Annotated in this window: 20 protein-coding genes and 4 tRNA genes; 2 read left to right on the forward strand and 22 right to left on the reverse strand. The window is 54.0% G+C overall.

Going from position 1 to position 18,563, the window contains the following annotated elements:
• Positions 1-8 precede the first annotated feature (8 nt).
• Entirely contained in the window at positions 9-485 is a 477-nt protein-coding gene (locus ACFQNG_RS04130) for an amidase domain-containing protein (RefSeq protein ID WP_379863594.1), read from the reverse strand.
• 88 nt (positions 486-573) lie between these two features.
• On the reverse strand, positions 574-1,116 hold the full coding sequence (locus ACFQNG_RS04135; protein WP_379863595.1) for a methylated-DNA--[protein]-cysteine S-methyltransferase: 543 nt from the start codon (positions 1,114-1,116) through the stop codon (positions 574-576).
• Between the two features lie 571 nt (positions 1,117-1,687).
• Between ACFQNG_RS04135 and coaA the strand changes: the two genes are divergently transcribed.
• Positions 1,688-2,599, forward strand: coding sequence for a type I pantothenate kinase (coaA, locus tag ACFQNG_RS04140; protein WP_379863596.1), 912 nt, complete (start codon positions 1,688-1,690; stop codon positions 2,597-2,599).
• An 88-nt stretch (positions 2,600-2,687) separates the two neighbouring features.
• On the opposite strand, the gene queG is transcribed toward coaA, so the two are convergent.
• The 4 genes from queG to ACFQNG_RS04160 all read right to left on the reverse strand — a co-directional run bounded on the left by queG (position 2,688) and on the right by ACFQNG_RS04160 (position 7,004).
• Positions 2,688-3,824, reverse strand: coding sequence for a tRNA epoxyqueuosine(34) reductase QueG (gene queG, locus ACFQNG_RS04145; protein WP_379863597.1), 1,137 nt, complete (start codon positions 3,822-3,824; stop codon positions 2,688-2,690).
• A gap of 286 nt (positions 3,825-4,110) precedes the next feature.
• Positions 4,111-4,542: a ribonuclease HI gene (rnhA, locus tag ACFQNG_RS04150; RefSeq protein ID WP_379863598.1), complete on the reverse strand. Its 432-nt coding sequence runs from the start codon at positions 4,540-4,542 to the stop codon at positions 4,111-4,113.
• Complete coding sequence (locus ACFQNG_RS04155) at positions 4,539-6,257, reverse strand: ABC-ATPase domain-containing protein (protein ID WP_379863599.1); 1,719 nt, start codon at positions 6,255-6,257, stop codon at positions 4,539-4,541. Before ACFQNG_RS04155 ends, rnhA begins: the two co-directional genes overlap by 4 nt.
• A gap of 21 nt (positions 6,258-6,278) precedes the next feature.
• The gene (locus tag ACFQNG_RS04160) at positions 6,279-7,004 is read right to left on the reverse strand and encodes a uracil-DNA glycosylase (RefSeq protein WP_379863600.1); all 726 of its coding nucleotides are present in this window, start codon (positions 7,002-7,004) and stop codon (positions 6,279-6,281) included.
• Positions 7,005-7,103: 99 nt separating this feature from the next.
• On the opposite strand from ACFQNG_RS04160, the gene ACFQNG_RS04165 reads away from it, so the two are divergent.
• Positions 7,104-7,955, forward strand: a complete 852-nt coding sequence (locus tag ACFQNG_RS04165) for an HAD family hydrolase (protein ID WP_379863601.1) — start codon at positions 7,104-7,106, stop codon at positions 7,953-7,955.
• A 34-nt stretch (positions 7,956-7,989) separates the two neighbouring features.
• On the opposite strand, the gene ACFQNG_RS04170 is transcribed toward ACFQNG_RS04165, so the two are convergent.
• The 16 genes from ACFQNG_RS04170 to paaA form a co-directional block, all read right to left on the reverse strand.
• Positions 7,990-8,066, reverse strand: a tRNA-Pro gene (locus ACFQNG_RS04170).
• 39 nt (positions 8,067-8,105) lie between these two features.
• Positions 8,106-8,182: transfer RNA gene (locus ACFQNG_RS04175), tRNA-Pro, on the reverse strand.
• Between the two features lie 41 nt (positions 8,183-8,223).
• Positions 8,224-8,300, reverse strand: a tRNA-Pro gene (locus ACFQNG_RS04180).
• Between the two features lie 506 nt (positions 8,301-8,806).
• Positions 8,807-9,016 (reverse strand): phage holin, encoded by a 210-nt coding sequence (locus ACFQNG_RS04185; protein ID WP_379863603.1) that lies wholly within the window; start codon positions 9,014-9,016, stop codon positions 8,807-8,809.
• 160 nt (positions 9,017-9,176) lie between these two features.
• Positions 9,177-9,262, reverse strand: a tRNA-Leu gene (locus ACFQNG_RS04190).
• Between the two features lie 166 nt (positions 9,263-9,428).
• Complete coding sequence (locus ACFQNG_RS04195) at positions 9,429-9,821, reverse strand: thioesterase family protein (protein WP_379863604.1); 393 nt, start codon at positions 9,819-9,821, stop codon at positions 9,429-9,431.
• A gap of 10 nt (positions 9,822-9,831) precedes the next feature.
• The gene (locus ACFQNG_RS04200) at positions 9,832-11,331 is read right to left on the reverse strand and encodes an aldehyde dehydrogenase family protein (RefSeq protein WP_379863605.1); all 1,500 of its coding nucleotides are present in this window, start codon (positions 11,329-11,331) and stop codon (positions 9,832-9,834) included.
• 40 nt (positions 11,332-11,371) lie between these two features.
• A complete protein-coding gene (locus ACFQNG_RS04205) occupies positions 11,372-12,580 on the reverse strand; it encodes a thiolase family protein (protein ID WP_379863606.1) in 1,209 nt (402 codons plus the stop codon).
• Positions 12,577-13,326 (reverse strand): 3-hydroxyacyl-CoA dehydrogenase family protein, encoded by a 750-nt coding sequence (locus tag ACFQNG_RS04210; RefSeq protein ID WP_379863607.1) that lies wholly within the window; start codon positions 13,324-13,326, stop codon positions 12,577-12,579. The genes ACFQNG_RS04205 and ACFQNG_RS04210 overlap by 4 nt, the downstream gene beginning before the upstream one ends.
• Positions 13,316-14,179: a 3-hydroxyacyl-CoA dehydrogenase family protein gene (locus tag ACFQNG_RS04215; protein WP_379863608.1), complete on the reverse strand. Its 864-nt coding sequence runs from the start codon at positions 14,177-14,179 to the stop codon at positions 13,316-13,318. Before ACFQNG_RS04215 ends, ACFQNG_RS04210 begins: the two co-directional genes overlap by 11 nt.
• Entirely contained in the window at positions 14,176-14,481 is a 306-nt protein-coding gene (locus tag ACFQNG_RS04220; protein WP_379863609.1) for an EthD family reductase, read from the reverse strand. The genes ACFQNG_RS04215 and ACFQNG_RS04220 overlap by 4 nt, the downstream gene beginning before the upstream one ends.
• 196 nt (positions 14,482-14,677) lie before the next feature.
• Complete coding sequence (locus ACFQNG_RS04225) at positions 14,678-15,964, reverse strand: phenylacetate--CoA ligase family protein (RefSeq protein WP_379863635.1); 1,287 nt, start codon at positions 15,962-15,964, stop codon at positions 14,678-14,680.
• 17 nt (positions 15,965-15,981) lie between these two features.
• The gene (gene paaD, locus ACFQNG_RS04230) at positions 15,982-16,443 is read right to left on the reverse strand and encodes a 1,2-phenylacetyl-CoA epoxidase subunit PaaD (RefSeq protein WP_379863610.1); all 462 of its coding nucleotides are present in this window, start codon (positions 16,441-16,443) and stop codon (positions 15,982-15,984) included.
• A 5-nt stretch (positions 16,444-16,448) separates the two neighbouring features.
• On the reverse strand, positions 16,449-17,243 hold the full coding sequence (gene paaC, locus ACFQNG_RS04235; RefSeq protein WP_379863611.1) for a 1,2-phenylacetyl-CoA epoxidase subunit PaaC: 795 nt from the start codon (positions 17,241-17,243) through the stop codon (positions 16,449-16,451).
• On the reverse strand, positions 17,212-17,598 hold the full coding sequence (locus ACFQNG_RS04240; RefSeq protein WP_379863612.1) for a phenylacetic acid degradation protein: 387 nt from the start codon (positions 17,596-17,598) through the stop codon (positions 17,212-17,214). The genes paaC and ACFQNG_RS04240 overlap by 32 nt, the downstream gene beginning before the upstream one ends.
• Before the next feature lie 11 nt (positions 17,599-17,609).
• On the reverse strand, positions 17,610-18,521 hold the full coding sequence (gene paaA, locus ACFQNG_RS04245; RefSeq protein ID WP_379863636.1) for a 1,2-phenylacetyl-CoA epoxidase subunit PaaA: 912 nt from the start codon (positions 18,519-18,521) through the stop codon (positions 17,610-17,612).
• Between the last annotated feature and the right edge of the window lie 42 nt (positions 18,522-18,563).

Genomic DNA, 18,563 nt, shown 5'->3' on the forward strand with positions numbered 1-18,563 from the left:
ACCTGAATCTATTCAATATGTAAAAATGCATATCGGGTTCTGGGTGTCCAAGCATGGGATTGCCTATAGTCCCACGGAAAATGTTGGCGGCTGATCGTGCGGGCATTGACGAGCGGACTTCCAGCCGCGTCGAAGGCTGTAATGATGGTGTTATGGTTCCACCGACCATCCCCTTCCCAATCATAACAGATGACATCCCCCCATTGCAGTTGACTGACATCACTCACTTCCCGCGTTCTTCCCGTCGGGCCGCCACGCTTCAAAAATTGGTGCAGCGAATGGGCCATCGTCCAAGTGTGGCTCCAGGTCGCCCGTCTGCCCCGTCCCCGTCGATACCACCAACCACGGGTCATCGGCAAACCGCCCGCATGCAAGCATTGCGACACAAAGTTGGTGCAATCATCCGCAAACGCTACATAATATGGATTGGGTCGGTTCCAAAAAGTCTCCGCATATTGTACGGCGCGCGCGCGTTGATAAGTCATGTTTCCCCACTCCTCCCACTTCTTTAATAAACCTTTATGAAGAGGGGGAAAAATCTATTACAAAAAAGAAAAAGCAGCCCACGCTGCTCTATTTATGTTCATTATTTGGTTTAAGCCATCCCTCTAGAGTAAGCAAATATTCCTTGATATGAAGTCCGCCTCCATACCCAACCAACGAACCATTGGAACCGATCACCCGATGGCAGGGGATCACGATGGAGACAGGATTTTTATTGTTGGCCCCTCCTACTGCACGCACCGCTTTGGGAGCGCCGATACCCTGTGCCACTTCTTTATAGCTGCGGACTTCTCCATACGGAATGGTCCGCAAATATCGCCATACCATTTTTTGAAATGGTGTACCATACAAATCGATTGGAAGGTCAAACTCACGCCGCTCTTTATTGAAATATTCCTCCAATTGTGTGATGTATGGCTGCAACTCCTGATCATGTCGCTGTAATCTTGGATTGGGAAACCAATTGTTCAACCACATTTGCAATCCCAATGTCGGAGCGTTTTTGCGGCTAAACATGATATGACACAAACCATGATGACTGGCCACCAAAGTTAACGGCCCAATCGGACTATCCATTTGACTCCAGACAATGCTCTGTGACCCAGGGGTCATCAAAGGAACCCTCCCTACTTGCAATTCTCTTTATTTTACAATGAAAATATTATTTTGACGAGGTTTATTTATACGAACAAAGCAGATTACATTTGTTATTGACGGAAATGATCCCAAATAAGTTTCAACCAATTTCACTCCGGATTTCCCTATTCGGATTAATCAGCTACCGTTTGTCCTTTCCATCTCCCCTTCCATCTATCCCAACTGGCGGATAGTGCGAGACAGGACCAACAACCGGTTCTCCCTTTATCATACCGCTTTTTTAAATCCGTGCGCGCAAAAAAAATACCCACTTTTTAGCAGGATGAAAAAGCCATGTCAGGAGAACGAACCCTGATCAGTCCAATGCCCCCAAGCATCACCTGCCCCATTCCCCATTTTTATTAAATAGAACCGGTTTTGGGAAAATCTTATTCAGCAGGGATTACCTCTCCATTTATATAATTATTAAGTGAGTTCCCAAGCATGAGGAGAGCGAGTTAACAAATCCATTTGTCATTCTTCGCTTATCTTGCTCAGGATCAATGGTAAAAGACTTTTACATCCCAATACAGAGAAGGTGGATATCATGACAAAAAAAGCCTTTTTCACTTTTGATCGGCAAGATCTCGTTCAGTGGTTGCCTGCCTATACCGTACCTCAACAGCTTCAGTCATCTCCCCTCGCTCTGCTCGTCTCCGCCGAAGAAATGGCCGAGGTGTACCTTCCACTTTCTCACCTGTTATACCTGCATATCTCACAAACACGCTCGTCTCAACATATGTGGGAAAACTTTTTTCAGCAGGCATGGCCCCATTCCCCTTACATCATTGGGATTACGGGAAGTTCCGCTTCCGGTAAAAGCACGTTTGCCCAAGTGCTGAAGGAATTGTTTCTCCTGTTTCCGGAACAGCCGCGAGTGGAGATCGTTTCAACCGATGGCTTTTTGCTTCCGAACCGAATCTTGCATGAACGGGGCATTCTGGAGAAAAAAGGATTTCCCAAAAGCTATGACTGGAAACGATTTTTACAATTTATGCTCGAAATGAAAACAGGAGCTCCCGAAGCGCAGATTCCGGTATATTCGCATTTACTCTATGACCTCGTGCCCGATCAGGTGCAAACGATTTCCCAACCGGATATTCTGCTGATCGAAGGAGTCAACTTGCTTCATCCGCAAACCACGGTCACGGCGACGCCCATTCAAAGCTTGTTCGATCTGCTCATCTATCTCGATGCGGAAGAAGAGCACCTGTTCTCTTGGTTCATGAAGCGGTTTCACGAATTCCTCAGTTTGGCCCGCAATGCGCCGCAATCGTATTATTGCGACCTGGCCAACCTGCCCGACGATGAGGCGATCTCCATCGGAGAGCAAGCTTGGTATGAGATTAATTTGCCCAACCTCCGAACCCATATCCATCCCCAACGGCACCGGGCCAAACTCATTGTGAAGAAAGGCGCGGAACATCAGGTGGAAAAGGTCCATTGGCGAACCTGGTAGTCATGCGTGGCGTCGGGGCTGTTGACGTGGAGCCTAACGCAAGGAAAAACCCCTGCGATTTGCGCTTCGCAGGGGTTGTGAACCGTATTTATCCAGCATGAGCCATGTCCAATGCCTTATCGATCTCCCGCAACACTTCTTCCGCTTGCTCCTTGCCTTTCGCTTGCCGCAAAGCCTCTTCGGCGGCTTGACCCCCGATTCTCCCCAAAGCCCAAGCGGCTGTGCCCCGAATGACCGGACGCGGATCATTCATCAACAGCTCGATCAAGTCAGGGATCGCCGTTTGATCCTTAAAGTGGCCCAGCGCGATGATGGCATTGCGCTGGATCGGCTTCTTGCCGCGCCAAGAGCCGGACATTTGTCCATATTTCTCCTTGAACTCGCGGTTGCTCATATGGAGCAATGGCTTTAACAAAGGCTTCACTTTTTCCGGATCGGGTTGAAACGCCGCTTGGTGATCAAAGTGGATTTTGCGATTCTTGGGACATACCGTCTGGCATGTGTCGCACCCATACAAGCGATTGCCCAACTTGGTGCGGTATGCTTCGGCGAGAAAGCCCTTGGTTTGCGTCAAGTAGGCGATGCAGGCTTGCGCGTTCAGTTGCCCCGCCTGCACAATCGCGCCGGTTGGGCACGCGTCGATGCAGATCGTGCAATCGCCGCACCCATCCGTGGCGGGAGTATCGGGCGGGAGATAAACGTCGGTGATCATTTCCCCCAGATACACCCATGAACCAAACTCTTCCGTAATGATGGAGGTATTCTTCCCGCTCCAACCGATGCCCGCCCGCTCAGCGACGGCCCGATCGGACAAGGCTCCCGTATCCACCATCACTTGCGTCCGCGCTTTCGGCACCAGCTCCTGCAAGTAAGCGGCCAACAAAGTTAACTTCTCCCGCAGGACATGGTGATAATCTTCCCCCCAAGACGCACGGCAAAAGATCCCCCGGTAAGCACCCGGTTCCGAACGGGGGGGATTTTTTAATTTGGAGGGGTAAGCCAGTGCGATGGCAATGATCGATTTGGCTTCAGGCAAGGAGTGTTCCGGTCTGACCCGTTTTTCGATATCCGGTTCTTCAAAACCGGAGGCGTAGCCTTTGTCCTGACTCTCTTTCAACCGTTCCCTCAGCTCAATAAACGGGTCCGCGGTGGTGAATCCGATTTTATCGATGCCGATTTCCTTTGCTTTGGCCATCAGTTTTTGTTTCAGTTCCGCTCCGTTCACATGACTCCCCTCCCTTCTTGTTTTGTGAGCTAAAAGAACTAACCTTCGTAGCTAGCCGACAATATAGCCCCGGAATCGATTTTTGAGTTTTCGTTCCTTGGTCGCTTGATCGGGAAGTAGCTCCCAGTAACGAATTTCACCCCCAGGGTACAGGCAAAAATCTCTCTCCCATTGGGTTTGTCTTTATCCTGATACTCCACTGCGGAGCTTCTACTCCCCTTCCGGCCCTCTCTTCTGAAAAGAAATTATACCACGCCGGCCCGCTCGGCTCTTGCCAGTTTCTGCCCTACTTCGGCACGGCCGCCCGAGCCAATTCGTCACACCGGTTGTTCAGTTCCACATCGCTGTGCCCTTTCACTTTGATGAATTCCACCTCATGTTCTTCGCACAAAGACAATAACTCTTGCCATAAGTCTTTGTTTTCGACCGGCTTTTTGCTGGAAGTCACCCAGCCGTTTTTGATCCATTTCACATACCATTTTTGTTGGAAACAATTGACGATGTAGGCGCTGTCCGAGTGCAATTTGACCCGGCAAGGCTCTTTCAACAGCTTTAAAGCTTCGATGACCGCCAACAGCTCCATCCGGTTATTGGTCGTATCCTTTTCTCCGCCCGAAATCTCCCGGCGATGTTGTCCATACAGCAGAACCGCCGCCCATCCTCCCGGACCCGGATTGTGCGAACAGGCGCCATCGGTATAAATAATCACTTCTTTCATCCGCTGTTCTCTCCTTTTACTTGCAGGGAACGCAAGCGATTCACCGCCTGAGCAATTTCATATTTGCGTGGCAGGGCCAAATCGCCCGGATGTTTGCCCCTATAAGGTGAGAGGATATCCAACCCTTGGGCTTCCACCTCCGCCAATCCGGCCTCAAGCCACTCCCGCAAGCTGGTGCGTCCATCCGCCCGTTCACTGATCCAACGCAACATCAGCGCAATCGCTCGGGTTTGGCTGGAATCGATCAATTGCTCACTTGCGGACAAATCAATCGTCTGGGTGCCATAAAGAATCGTGTGCCGTCCTTTGGCCTCGATTTTCTCCCGCCCTCTTCGATCGGCCTCAAACCCTTTATTCAAGGGCGCACGCGAAGTGATCTCGCCAAAGGAGGCGCCGCCCTCCCGTTTGCGTTCGCTTTGAAAGCTCCGGGCGATCTCTTTGGCCTGAGCGGTCACATCATGGGGAAGATACTGATCCATCATGATGACATGATCCGCCACATCAAAATAGTCCCCCGAACCGCCGATTACCAAGATGCTGGACACCCCCTTCTCTTCATAGAGTTGCCGCACCTTGTCGATAAAGGGGGTGATTGGCTCCTTCCCTTTGGCCACCAACGCCTGCATGCGGGCATCGCGGATCATGAAATTGGTCGCGCTCGTATCCTCGTCAATCAGCAAACAACGGCAGCCCAGCTCCAGGCTTTCCATGATATTGGCCGCCTGCGAAGTGCTTCCGCTGGCATCCTCCGTGGAAAACCTTACCGTATCGCGGGCAAACGGCAAATGATTGATAAAGGGGGAGATATTCACCTTCTCCACCCGACGCCCATCTTCCGCCCGCACCTTGACCGCATCGGGGTCCGTTAACACATACTCCCGTCCGTCCCCTTCAACATGGTTGTACACTCCCCGTTCAATCGCTTTGAGGAGCGTGCTTTTTCCGTGGTAACCTCCGCCCACGATCAAAGTGACCCCCTCAGGAATCGCCATTCCGCTGATCGCTCCCCCATGCGGGACCGACACCGTTTGACGCAAGGAAGTCGGTGCCGTAAACGGAATCACCTGCCCTCCGCGCAAAGGCCGGTCGCTGATGCCGCTTTCCCGCGGCAAAATCGCCCCATCCGCCACGAAAGCGATCCAGCCACGCTCCCGCATCACCCGGCGAATCGCTTGTTGGTTATCCACCAATTGCATCCGTTTCTCTATTGCCCGCTGGTCCGCTTCATCCAGCGTGGACACCTGTTTGGCACACTGTGGCAAAGCCGTCAGCAACATGTCGGCGGCGGCCTTGCCCAGCACGGTCCGTCCCCGCGCCGGCAACCCGATAGAGAGACGGGCTTCCATCCAGTGTGGTGTGACGACCACCGCTGTCCGCTTCAACACAGCCTGTCCCGGACGGTCGATGGTGATGAGGCCGCTTTTGCCCGTGCCCGACACGCGGAGCGTCAACCGCTCAAGCTGCCGCACCCACTTGCGGACAAACCAATCTTCCAGCGCGGTAAGGCGTGATTCATCGGACATCCACTCGGGTTTCCAAGCAATCTGCGCGCTGGGAACCCGCACGCGGATGCGCGACGGCGAGGCAAAGGGGTCTCCTTGCACATAGTCGATAAATAATTGAAAGTGCGGAAAACGATACTCCCCCGCAAGGTCTTTGTAAGCCTTGTATCCTTTTCCATCGATGCGGGTCAAAATGCTTCGCAATCGTTCCATTGTCTCGATCACCTACTTAGCTCAATCTATATGTCCTGCCGTATGGTCGGCTTGGGCCAGCACATGTTTGTAAGCATCGCGAATCTGTTGGAAATCGGCCCAAGCCTCCCGTTTCGCCTCCGGATTGCGCAACAGATAGGCGGGGTGAAACGTCGGCATGAACCGCACGCCTTTTTTCTCCACCCACTGTCCGCGAACCCGGGTGATTTTCGCCTGTGGATCAATCAAGGCCCGTGTGGGGGCGGAACCCAACGTCACAATGATTTTGGGGCGGATCACGAGAAATTGCCGGCGCAAGATGGAGATGCATGTGTTCATTTCCTCTTCGGTCGGCGTCCGATTGCCCGGTGGGCGACATTTGACAATATTGGTTATGTAGATTTGCTCCCGTGGAATCTCAGCCGCCGCCAACATTTTATTCAATAATTGTCCCGCTTTTCCCACAAAGGGACGACCCATGCGATCCTCGTCCGCTCCCGGCCCTTCACCCACAATCATCAGCGGAGAATGGGGATTTCCTTCGCCAAGGACCACTTGCGTGCGCCGCAGATGCAACGGGCACATGGCGCAATCCTTCACACGATGATATAATTCATCCAATCCCATCCGCATCCTCTCCGTCTCCTCTCCTCTATATTGCTCCAAACCCTCACCCTTCTGTCCAAGTGCGGCAACAGAAGCGTTCCCCATGACCTTTTCATTGTACGATGCGATTCCGCTGATGGAAAGGGCGGTTGGTCTTCTCATATGTTATACTCTGTAAAAGATTCATCAAAAAATTAACCATTCCTCAATCCCCGCTTGAACCCACCCAGGTATGCTGAAATTGACAAAGGAGTGGATCTTATGATGAACACATTGCCTTATCCTTTATTGGTATCCGATATTGACGGCACCTTGCTTGATGGCCACAAGCGGATTTCTTCCGAGAACAAGCGCAGCATTGCCCGGTTCCGAAAACAAGGCGGCGTTTTCACCTTGGCCACCGGGCGCACTTATATGGAAGCCAAACACTTTATTGATGAATTGGAACTCGATTTTCCAGTCATCCTATGTAATGGAACGCTTCTGTTTGAACCAGCCACCAAACGGTTGCTCCCGGTTACGACTTTACCCGTCACCTTGATCAAGCGGCTGTTGGCCGATGCGATGGAGCGCGTGGCTTGTCCCATGGAACTGATCGCCTATGGCATCGATACCATCTACATCACCCAGCTTAGCCCTGCGACGCGAGCGGAGTTGACCGCTGAAGGAAATTTGGAGTTGAATGTTGTCACCCTTGACTCATTCGACACACTTCCGGAAGTTCCTTATCTCAAAGTGGTGATCATTGCCGATCCGCAAGAGATGCCCCAAGTTGTCGCATGGTCAAAGACGCTTCATTCTTTCCCGCTTGACTCCATCCTCTCAGCCGACAATTATTTTGAGATCTTGCCGCGTGGCAGTTCCAAAGGGGCGGCCATCGCCAAACTCCTGCATCAGTTGCAACTGGAGCCCCGTCAATTGGCGGCGATCGGAGACCATTGCAACGATTTGGCGATGTTGCAACTGGCGGGATTGGGAGCCGCCGTCGCCAACGCGCACCCACAGGTCCTGCAACAAGCGGATGTTATCGTGCCGCGCCATGATGAACACGCCGTCTCTCATCTCATCGAACATTTTCTGTTGCCGACCTTATCGGAACAAACGATAAAATAAAAAGGAGACCCATGAACGGCCTCCTTTTTTTGTATGGTCGGGATGACAGGATTCGAACCTGCGACCCCCTGGTCCCAAACCAGGTGCTCTACCAAGCTGAGCCACATCCCGGTATATATGTTCATCGCACTTCGGCGTTAAGCAAGGAAATGGTCGGGATGACAGGATTCGAACCTGCGACCCCCTGGTCCCAAACCAGGTGCTCTACCAAGCTGAGCCACATCCCGATTATCTATGTTCATCGCACTTCATGCGTTAAGCAACAAAATGGTCGGGATGACAGGATTCGAACCTGCGACCCCCTGGTCCCAAACCAGGTGCTCTACCAAGCTGAGCCACATCCCGACTTGCTTATTTCAGATCGCGGTTTAAGCGACAAGATATAATTTAACACGCATCATAAATAATGTCAACAACCCTTAATTAAATTTTTCAACCGGCCATTTTACAGAAGTTGCCGACTGAAAGCCCAACTCTTTCAAGGATGAGATGAAAGTCGGCGTTGCTCGGTAATCCCTTTATGTGATTGTTAAGAGTAACAATTTTCAGTACAATCTAACACATGAGCGGTGCTCATCCCACTGGTAGTGGGTTTTGTTCCTCTGTACGTCATGATATGGGGTTCCAGTGGCGAACCAATCTCTCCCACTGGGTAAAATCATGAGAGTGAGTAAAACGGAACTAGAACGCTGGTAATAGGCGTTCCGCCCATGTGGGTACATGCAACATGAGTTGTAGAACTGCATGGGACGGGCTGATGAGACAGCCCTGAACTTGGGAGTTGCATGAAGCAGAAATGGATTGAGTGCGCTAACTATCCAAGAATCTCACGGCTTCAGCCGTGTGGAGTCTCAAGTACTGGGATCATCAAGATACCCTTTGTTATTGGTAGTGGGGTCATTGATCAGTCCCAAGGCGACCAGAATGGACAACACCACGTCCACAGTGGTCTGAACATCTTCCCCCACAAACTCCACTCCAAACAATCGGGCAACCAGCGCGGCAAAAGCAACAGACGAAGCGATAAAGCCCCAGTTTCCCAAACGTTTCATCAAATTCATCTTTTCTTCACCTTTTCCCGTTGGATTGAGGGATGAACCCGTTTTGTTCATCCCAACAACATCGTATGCGGGAAGAAAAAAAGAAGATGATGTGTCCGCCTGATGAAACGAAAAAATGCATTTGTCTATGAAAGAAAAAACCAGAGCATACACTCTGGTTTGGTGCCGAAGGTGGGACTCGAACCCACACTCCTTTTGGGAACACGATTTTGAGTCGTGCGCGTCTGCCAATTCCGCCACTTCGGCTCGTTTATGAAATTTTAATATGTCGTAGCGACATTTATAAATTTACCACGGGTTTATCATTATGTCAACACATTATTTTATTTTTTTATTAACACGAAGAGCGGTTTTTGCTCATCAAAAGAAAAAAACCGGCAACCCCGGGAAACTCTTTGGGGTTGCCGGTTTTTTATTTCATCCGTTCGATGTTGGCCTGGATTTTCTCTATGGGCAGGATCACCTGCACAAATTCCCCTTCTCCAACCACGGCCCGGTCGTGTTCCGCTTTCACTTGGCACACGACTTTATATTCGGTCTGTTCCGTTACGGTCGCGGTAAAGGTGACGCGCTTGCCGATGGGGGCGGGAGCGGTGTGGCGAATCTGGATGGCGGCCCCGACGCCTTCCTCTCCCTCTTCCAGAAACGGCAAGATCACTTGGCGGCCCACCCACTCCATATAGTACACCAGGTGCACCGTGGATAAGACCGGATGCACCATTTGTCCGGCAAAAGCGGCCGCCATCTCTTCCGAGACCACGATGGAGATCGTTTCTTGATACCCTGGCTCAAGTCCCGGTTTCATGCGTTCCCTCCTACAGACCAAATGGATTGAGCGGCTTCGGCCCTACATAGGAGAGTACGCTTTTTGTCTCCATATACAGGTCCAGCGATTCCAACGCCAATTCCCGGCCAAAACCGGACTGCTTATATCCGCCAAATGGCAGACCGGGGAATGTGGAAAATGGATTGTTCACCATGATGACACCGGCTTTCAATTGGGCCGTCACCCGATGGGCGCGGGCATGGTCACGCGTCCAGACCGCCGCCGCCAAGCCATAAACCGTATCGTTGGCCAACTGGATCGCTTCCTGCTCATCCTTGAATTTGATCGCGACGACCACGGGGCCAAAAATCTCCTCTTGGGCGACCCGCATATCATTGGTCACGTCACCGATCAGAGTCGGCATATACCAGTGCCCCCGTTTGAACGTTTCCCCCTCCGGCCGCTTGCCGCCGTAGAGAATCCGTGCGCCTTCCGCTTCCGCCGCTTGGACGTAGGAGTGGATGGTATCCCATTGGGCTTGTGAGATGACGGCACCCACATGAGTATCTTCACTGAAAGGATCACCCAGTTTCAACTTTCGCGTTTTCTCAATAAACCGTTCGATAAACTCATCATAAATCTCTTCTTGAATCAACAAGCGGGAACGCGCCTCACAGGATTGGCCGGTGTTGTAATAAATGCCGAAGACGGCTCCATTCACCGCCGCATCCAGATCGGCATCGGCAAAGATGAGATTGGGCGATTTCCCGCCCAGTTCCAGGGTGACCCGCTTCAACGTTTCCGATGCCTTGGCCATGATGTCTTTGCCGGTGGTCGTCTCGCCGGTAAACGCCACTTTATCCACGCCGGGATGTTCAACCAGGTAGGAGCCCACATCGGCGCCGCTGCCTGTAATGACATTGATCACCCCGCCCGGCACTCCCGCCTCGTGGCAAATCTCCGCCAACGCCAGCGCCGTCAAGGGAGTCAGGCTCGCCGGCTTCAAGATGATGGTGCAACCCGCCGCCAAAGCCGGGGCTACTTTCCACGCCGCCATCATGAGCGGATAGTTCCATGGCACGATTTGCGCGCATACGCCTACCGGCTCTTTGACGGAATAATGGAAAAAACCGTTGGGCACCGGTTTGGTTTGTCCCTGAATGGTGGTCACCGCTCCCGCATAGAGCTCAAAATCCTCAATCGCTTGCATCACTTGGCCTTTCGCCGCCGAGAGCGCTTTCCCCGTATTCAGCACTTCCAACTCCACCAAGTCTTGAAAACGTTGCCGCATGATCGAGGCGATCTTGGTTAAGATCTGTCCACGGCGGGAAGCGGGCCACCGCGCCCATTTGCCTTGCGTCAAGGCGGCGCGGGCCGCTTCCACCGCGCGATCCACATCCGCGCGGGTCGCTTTGGCCACTTGCGCAATCGGCTCGCCTGTGGCGGGATTGTAGACGGTAAATGTTTCCCCGGCACCGCTGGGCACCGCCTCCCCATTGATCAGCAAGTCATATTTTTCTTTTAAGAGAGCCATTTTTTCCGTATGCATTTGACAACACCGCTCCTTTGGTTGATGAAGATGATATGCTTCAGATGCGTTCAATCACCGTGGCAATGCCTTGTCCTACACCAATGCACATGGTCGCCAACCCATAGCGACCCTCCCGGCGCTTCAATTCATGCACCAACGTGGTCATGATCCTCGCGCCACTAGCCCCCAGCGGATGCCCGAGCGCAATCGCCCCACCATTGACATTCACTTTGGCCGGATCCAACTCCAACTCTTGCATGCAAGCGAGCGCTTGAGCCGCGAACGCTTCATTCAGTTCAATCAAGTCCAGTTCTCCCACCGTAAGCCCCGCCCGGGCCAACGCTTTTCTTGTTGCCGCCACGGGTCCCATTCCCATGTAGAGCGGATTGGTCCCCGCCACGGCGAAGGTGACAAGCCGCGCCATGGGACGGCAACCCAACCGAACCGCTGTCTTTTGTTCCATCAATAGGAGTGCCGCCGCTCCATCGTTGATTCCTGCCGAGTTGCCGGCCGTCACTGTCCCGCCCGGCCGAAACACCGGCGGCAGTTGTCCCAACTTGTCAAGGGTCGTGTGCGGACGGGGATGCTCATCTTCAGCAAACGGGACGGTCTCCCCTTTCCCTGTCGTCACCGGCACAGGCACCAACTCCGCCAGAAAGGCTCCTCGCTGTCGGGCCTGTTTGACGCGTTGCTGACTTTCGTACGCGAAGCGATCTTGGGCCTCACGTGAGATGCCGAACTTCTCCGCCACATTTTCCGCCGTCTCCCCCATGCTGATCGGCTCATAACGGGCGGCCAAGCGCGGATTGGTAAAGCGCCAACCCAAGGTGGTGTCCACCAAGGCCTGGTCACCGCGAGCCCAACCTTGTTCCGGTTTCAACATGACGAGCGGCGCTCTGGTCATGCTTTCCACGCCGCCGGCAATCATCACATCGCCACAACCCATCTGGATCGCGGCGGCCGCTTGGTTGATCGCCTCCAGCCCCGAACCGCACAAACGGTTCACCGTGGTTCCGCCAATCCGTTCCGACAACCCCGCCAGCAACAACGCCATCCGCGCCACATTGCGGTTATCTTCTCCTGCTTGGTTGGCGCATCCCAACACGACATCTTCTATCTCTTCCGAACGCAGTTCCGGATTTCTCTCCACTAATGCCCGAATGACATGGGCGGCCAAGTCATCGGGACGCACCCAACTCAAAGCGCCTTGAAACCGACCGATCGGCGTCCTTACGGCATCGACAACCACGACTTCGCGCCGTTTCATCCCTCTTCTCCCTTCTGTGCCAACTTGTCCTCATAACGGTAGAATCCCCGCCCACTCGCCCGGCCCACATATCCGGCATAGATCATTTTGCGCAGGAGTGGAGCCGGACGGTAGCGTTCCTCCCCCAGCTCCCGGTGTAGTCCCGTCAAGATGGCGACAATCTGGTCAATCCCGACGTGATCGGCCCATTCCAACGGACCAAACGGCCAGTTTGTCCCTTTGCGCATCGCCAGATCGATGTCTTCTTTGGCGGCGATTCCCTCCGCCAAGGCAAAGGCCGCTTCATTTACCAGCAAGGCCAAGGTACGCGGGAATACAAGTCCCGGCTCATCCCCCACTTCCTCCACCGCTTTCCCCCAGCGCGTCAATACTTGCAGATGAGCCGGCCATCCAGCGTCCCCTTCCGCCTGCATGGGACGACTCACCTCCAACACCGGCATGTCCGCAAACTGCAAAGGGGAAAAACCGACCACCCGTGCGGGATGGGCCAACCATGAGGCAATCTCCGTGGCTGTCCGATGCAGAACCGAGGTGAAAATGGGCACTTGGGAAGGGATGACCTGTTCAACCCGGGTAAGCCAAACGCGTTTGCGATCATCACAGCCCGTTTCCAGATCGAAGACGGCCAGCACTTCATAAAGCGCCATCTGCTCCAACGGAATCGTCGCCACCCGCCGGGACGCAAGGAAAGACACCAGCTGTTCCCTGGCGGTTCCAGTCCCCAGAATCACCACCTTATCCTTCATACCGGTAATGCCCCTTTCCCGTCTTTCGTCCTAACGCTTTCCGTTCGACCATTTGTCGCTGCTGATAGTGCGGACGAAACCGCGCTTCATGAAAGGTTCCTTCATACACGGAAACGGAAGCCGCAAAATTGACATCAATGCCTATCAAATCTTGTAACGCAAACGGCCCCATCTTAAAGCCGGCTCCCTCTAAAATGCGATCCACCTGCTCTTTGCGCGCCAGCTTGTGGGCGACCATCCGAACCGCCTCGGTATGAAACGAACGCGCCACCCGGTTCACCAGAAAGCCGGGACCATCCGCCACCTGCACCGGCTCTTTGCCCATGCCGGCCAACCACGCGCAAACGCGCTCAACCAAGGGCTGTGCCGTTTCCGCTCCCCGCACCACCTCAACCAAAGGCATGAGGGGCGCCGGATTGAAGAAGTGAATCCCCAACACCCGTTCAGGCCGCTTGGTGCTACCCGCGAGAGAAGTGATGGACAGCGAAGAGGTGTTGGAAGCGAGGATGGCCGTGGGGGCAACCAGTTCATCCAGCTGGGCAAACAGGGATTGTTTGGCTTCCAGTTGCTCCACGATGGCTTCAATCACCAATTCGCACTCGGCCAACTCCTCAAATCTCTGCACCGGTTGAATGCGTTTGGTTATGGCACGCGCTTCTTCATTGGACAAGCGCCCTTTCGCTACCCTCGCCACCAAGCGTTTTTCCAATTGCGCACGAGCCCGTTCCAACACGGGGGGTGACTTTTCCCATACGGATACCGGGTAGCCCGCCGTTGCCAACACCTCCGCAATCCCCATCCCCATCGTTCCGGCGCCGATCACCGCCGGCCTCGTCACCCACTCCCCGCTCACTCTACCTCTTCCCCGATGATCATCGTGACCAGTTTTCCGGCAAAGGACATCACATCTTTGGCCGCCGCTTTGCCTTCAGGGGATTTCATCGCATGTGTGAGCGCATCCTGATTCTCAAAGTACATCTCCGCTTGCAAGTAAAATGGGGATTCGGTTCCCATCGGCGTGGTCCCGTATTTGGTCACAGTCGCTTTGATCAGGCCCGGCATTTTCCGGGCCAAAGGCAGATGAACCTGAAAATAATGCTCGTCAAACGCCTGTTTGTCTTCCGGTTGTTTATATAACGCAACCAATTTCACCATCATGATCATCCTTTCGATTTGGATATAAGGGATTTGAGCTTGCTAACAAAGTGGCCCCGGAGTCGATTTTTGAGTCTGCGTTCTATGGTCGCTCCATCAGGATGGTACAGGCAAAAATCTTCCTCTTCTAGGCTTTGTCATTATCCTGGATTTCCACAGCCGTTCCGCCATTCACCCTTGTTGGGAACACTTCCGGTCAGCGGCGGTCGAGGATGCGGACCGCTTTCCCTTCGCTGCGCGGCAACGCGCCTGGCATCGTCACGCGCACACGGGCCGCAATGCCCAAACTCTCTTTCAATGTATGCTCCAATCGCAGGGTTAACGCTTGGATATCCACCATATTGAATGAGGATTCCGACACCTCCACCTCTACCGTCAGCCGATCCAACGCCCCCTCCTTCTCCACGACCAGTTGATAGTAGGGGCTCAGTTCGGGTTGTGCCATCACAATGGGCTCGATCTCCATCGGAAACACGTTCACTCCGCGGATGATCAACATATCGTCGATGCGTCCCTTGATGCGCGACATCCGGCGGTGCGTGCGCCCACAGCGACACGGCTCACTCGTGACACTCGCCAGATCACCTGTCCGGTAGCGGAGAATCGGAAACGCCTCTTTGGTCAAGGTGGTGAAAACCAATTCACCCACCTCTCCTTCCGGTAGCGATTTTCCGGTTAGCGGATCGATCACCTCCACCAAGAAATGATCCTCCGCAATATGCAAGCCCTCTTTCGCCTGCCAACATTCAATCGCCACCCCCGGCCCCACCACCTCGGACAAACCGTAAATGTCCACCGCATGAATGCCCCACACCGACTCCAGTTCCTTTCTCATCTCATCGGACCATGGCTCCGCGCCGAAGACGCCAACTCTCACCGATGTGCCATGGGGATGTTTGCCCGCTTGGATCATCGCTTCTCCCAAGCTCAAGATAAAAGAAGGCGTGCCCGCAATGACATCTGGGCAAAAATCCTCGATCAGCGTCATCTGCCGCATGCGTCCGCCGCCCGACACCGGTACGGTGACCATGCCCAATCGCTCGGCCCCCGCGTGCATCCCCAGACCACCGGTAAACAACCCATACCCATAAGCATTGTGGAACACATCGCCCGGTTTGCCACCCGCCGCCACCATCGCCCGCGCACAGACCTCACTCCACATGCGCAAATCGCGTTCCGAATAACCCACCACCGTCGGTTTCCCTTTGGTTCCCGATGAGGCGTGCAGCCGGCGAATCTTGGTGAGTGGCACGGCAAACAAACCAAACGGATACTGGTCACGCAAATCTTTTTTGCAGGTAAACGGCAACCGCTCCAGCTCGGCCAACCCGCGAAACGCCTCGGGATCGATGCGGACCTCCTGTAACTTCGCCCGATAAAACGGCACATGCGCATAAACGCGTTGCACGGTTTCCCGTAAGCGCTGCTCCTGTAGCCGAGTCAACTCCTGTCTCTCCATCGCCTCCACTGCGGGCTGATACATCACGCCAACTCCTTTGGTCACACTTTTTTCATCCCTTCAAACGGTTGACGACAGCGCTTACAGTAGTAGATCGCCCGACAGGCCGTCGGTCCGAACAGGTTCTCCACTTCTCCTTGTTCTTCACCGCAGTAAGGACAGGGTGGAAACTCATCCACCTCCCTTCCGGGCGGCGCAATCCCAAACTCCTTTAACTTCCGCGCTCCCTCGGAAGTGATCCGATCACTCGTCCATGGTGGATCAAAGATAAAGGTGACTTCCACATCGTTCACACCCGACTGTCGAGACAACTCCCGAATCACCTGTTCGCGAATCTGTTCAAGTGCCGGACATCCCACAAAAGTCGGCATCATCGCAATCCGTATCCGTCCCGGCATCACCTCCACCTCATGGACCATCCCCATCTCCACGACACTCACGGTGGGAATCTCCGGATCTTTCACTTCCTGTAACCGCTTCCAACAATCTGCCTCTGTCATCATCCCATTCACCACCTCGCTGCGGGATCGAGGCGGTACACTTCGGTCAGCGTCGCCAACAGTTGTTCCAGGGCGGGATCATGCTGGCCTAAGCGGCCATCTCGCTCCACTGGTGGGATCTCACCCGGCCATGGGAGTTCCGCTTGTTGAAAAACCGCTTTTACTTGCTCCTGCCACTGCCTTTTGCATTCGGCGGCGGAGAGGCGAACGATCCCAAACTGCAGGAGCGCTTCTTCCCGCTCGCCAAAGGAAAAAAGGTCACCCAGTTGGAACCACATCCGCCCTGCCGCTTCGTCCAAGTGTTGGCGCGCTTCTCCACCCGCCCTTCCCATCCGGATCAGCCAAGTCTTCATATGCAACAGGTGATACACTTCTTCCCGCTGGATCTTGGCCACGCCATGACGAAGGGGAAGATAGCTGGATTCCCGCATCGCTTCGAGGCGAACCGCATCAAAGACATCGTAGAGAAAATGGCGCAGAATGGAGTAGGCCCAATCGCCATTTTCCTGTTCCACCAGCCGCGCATTGCGCCGTTCACTGCTCTTTCGCGCAAAGGCAAGCAGATCGGGATGGGGTTCACCCAACTCATGCAACCGCTCAAAGTAAAACACCGCGTGCCCCACTTCATCTTGCGCAATGGAACTGAAAGCGACATCCCCTTCGATATCGGGACACAGACCCAGCCACTCCGAATCCCGATGACCCAATGTCAATTCATCATCCGCCAATTGGTACAGCCACTGGGTCAAAACCTGACAATAATCCGGATGGTTACGGGCCTGGGCTGCGTCTCTGATCTCCATTCCCTCGCCCTCCTTTATCACGGCTCTCCACATAGGCCACGATTTCCTCCAATGTTAGCGCTTTCTCTTTGAACATGCGCCACAATCGCCCATTTTCCGTATAACCGGCCACTTCACGGTAACTCCGGTCAAACTCGCGGCCCAACCATTCATCGGCATAAGGAGTGGCTGTGATGTGTTCCCGGGGAACGATCCACAAGTTGACCGCCTTCTCCCGCCGCAAAAAGTTTTCCCGCGCCACCTGCACCGCCACATCGGCGGAAGGGGCCAGCAAACTGCCCACATGGGCATGCTGATCCAGATGCGTCCGTTGCACAAACACTTCATAGATGCCATATTCCATTTTTTCAGTCATTTGATCCCACCTCATACCGCATGCACCAAAGCCCGGGAACGAATCATCGCTTCACGCACCCAGCGCTGACCTTCGTGGGCATGACGGCGCAACTCCATCCGTTCCTGCGACTTGGGGCCCAGACTATCGCGCACGATCCGGCCAAACTTCTCCCAATCCGGCTCCGAATAGCGCCAACATCGGTCCGCCTCATCATAGCGCAACTCCGGATCGGGCACCGTCAGGCCAAGTGACCGGATGCGCGGCACATACTTGTCCAAAAACTTTTGCCGCAACTCCTCATTCGTCTTAGTGCGGATGCCATAGTAAAGCATTCGCTCCGCCGCCGCAGTGACCTCTTTGGGGCCAAAAAAGAACAACAACGACTCCCACCAATAATTGACCGCCTCTTGCAACATCTCGCGTTGCGCTTCCGTTCCCATCGCCAAAGCCAAGATGATATTCTCCCCATGCTGCATATGGAAACTCTCTTCCGCGCAAATGCGCTTCAATACCCGGGCATAAGGGGCGTAGGACGTTTCCAGGAGCGCCGCCTGGTTAATGATCGCGGCTCCATCCACCAGCCATCCAATCACCCCCGCATCGGCCCAGGTACGAGCTTCCATGTGAAAGACATTGTGAAACTTCACCCGTTGCCGATAAATGTCTTCGATGAGCCCCTCACGCGTTTTGCCCCATGGGGCGCACAAATCTTCCACGACGCGCAACAATAGCTGCCCATGTCCCATCTCATCCTGCACCTTGGCCATGATCGCCAGTTTGCGCCGCAAGCTGGGCGCTTTGGGAACCCATTCTTTTTCCGGATAAGCGCCCATGATCTCGCTTACCGCATGCATATGGATCAATTTGATCAACAGTTTTCGGTATTCATCCGGCATCCAATCGGTCGCTTCGATCTTCTCCCCGCGCCGGAGCCGCTCCATAAACGATTCGTAGCGGTACTCTTCCAAGTCTCTCTCCCCCCA

The sequence above is a fragment of the Laceyella putida genome (assembly GCF_042665195.1).
In the GTDB taxonomy this organism is placed as follows: domain Bacteria; phylum Bacillota; class Bacilli; order Thermoactinomycetales; family Thermoactinomycetaceae; genus Laceyella; species Laceyella putida.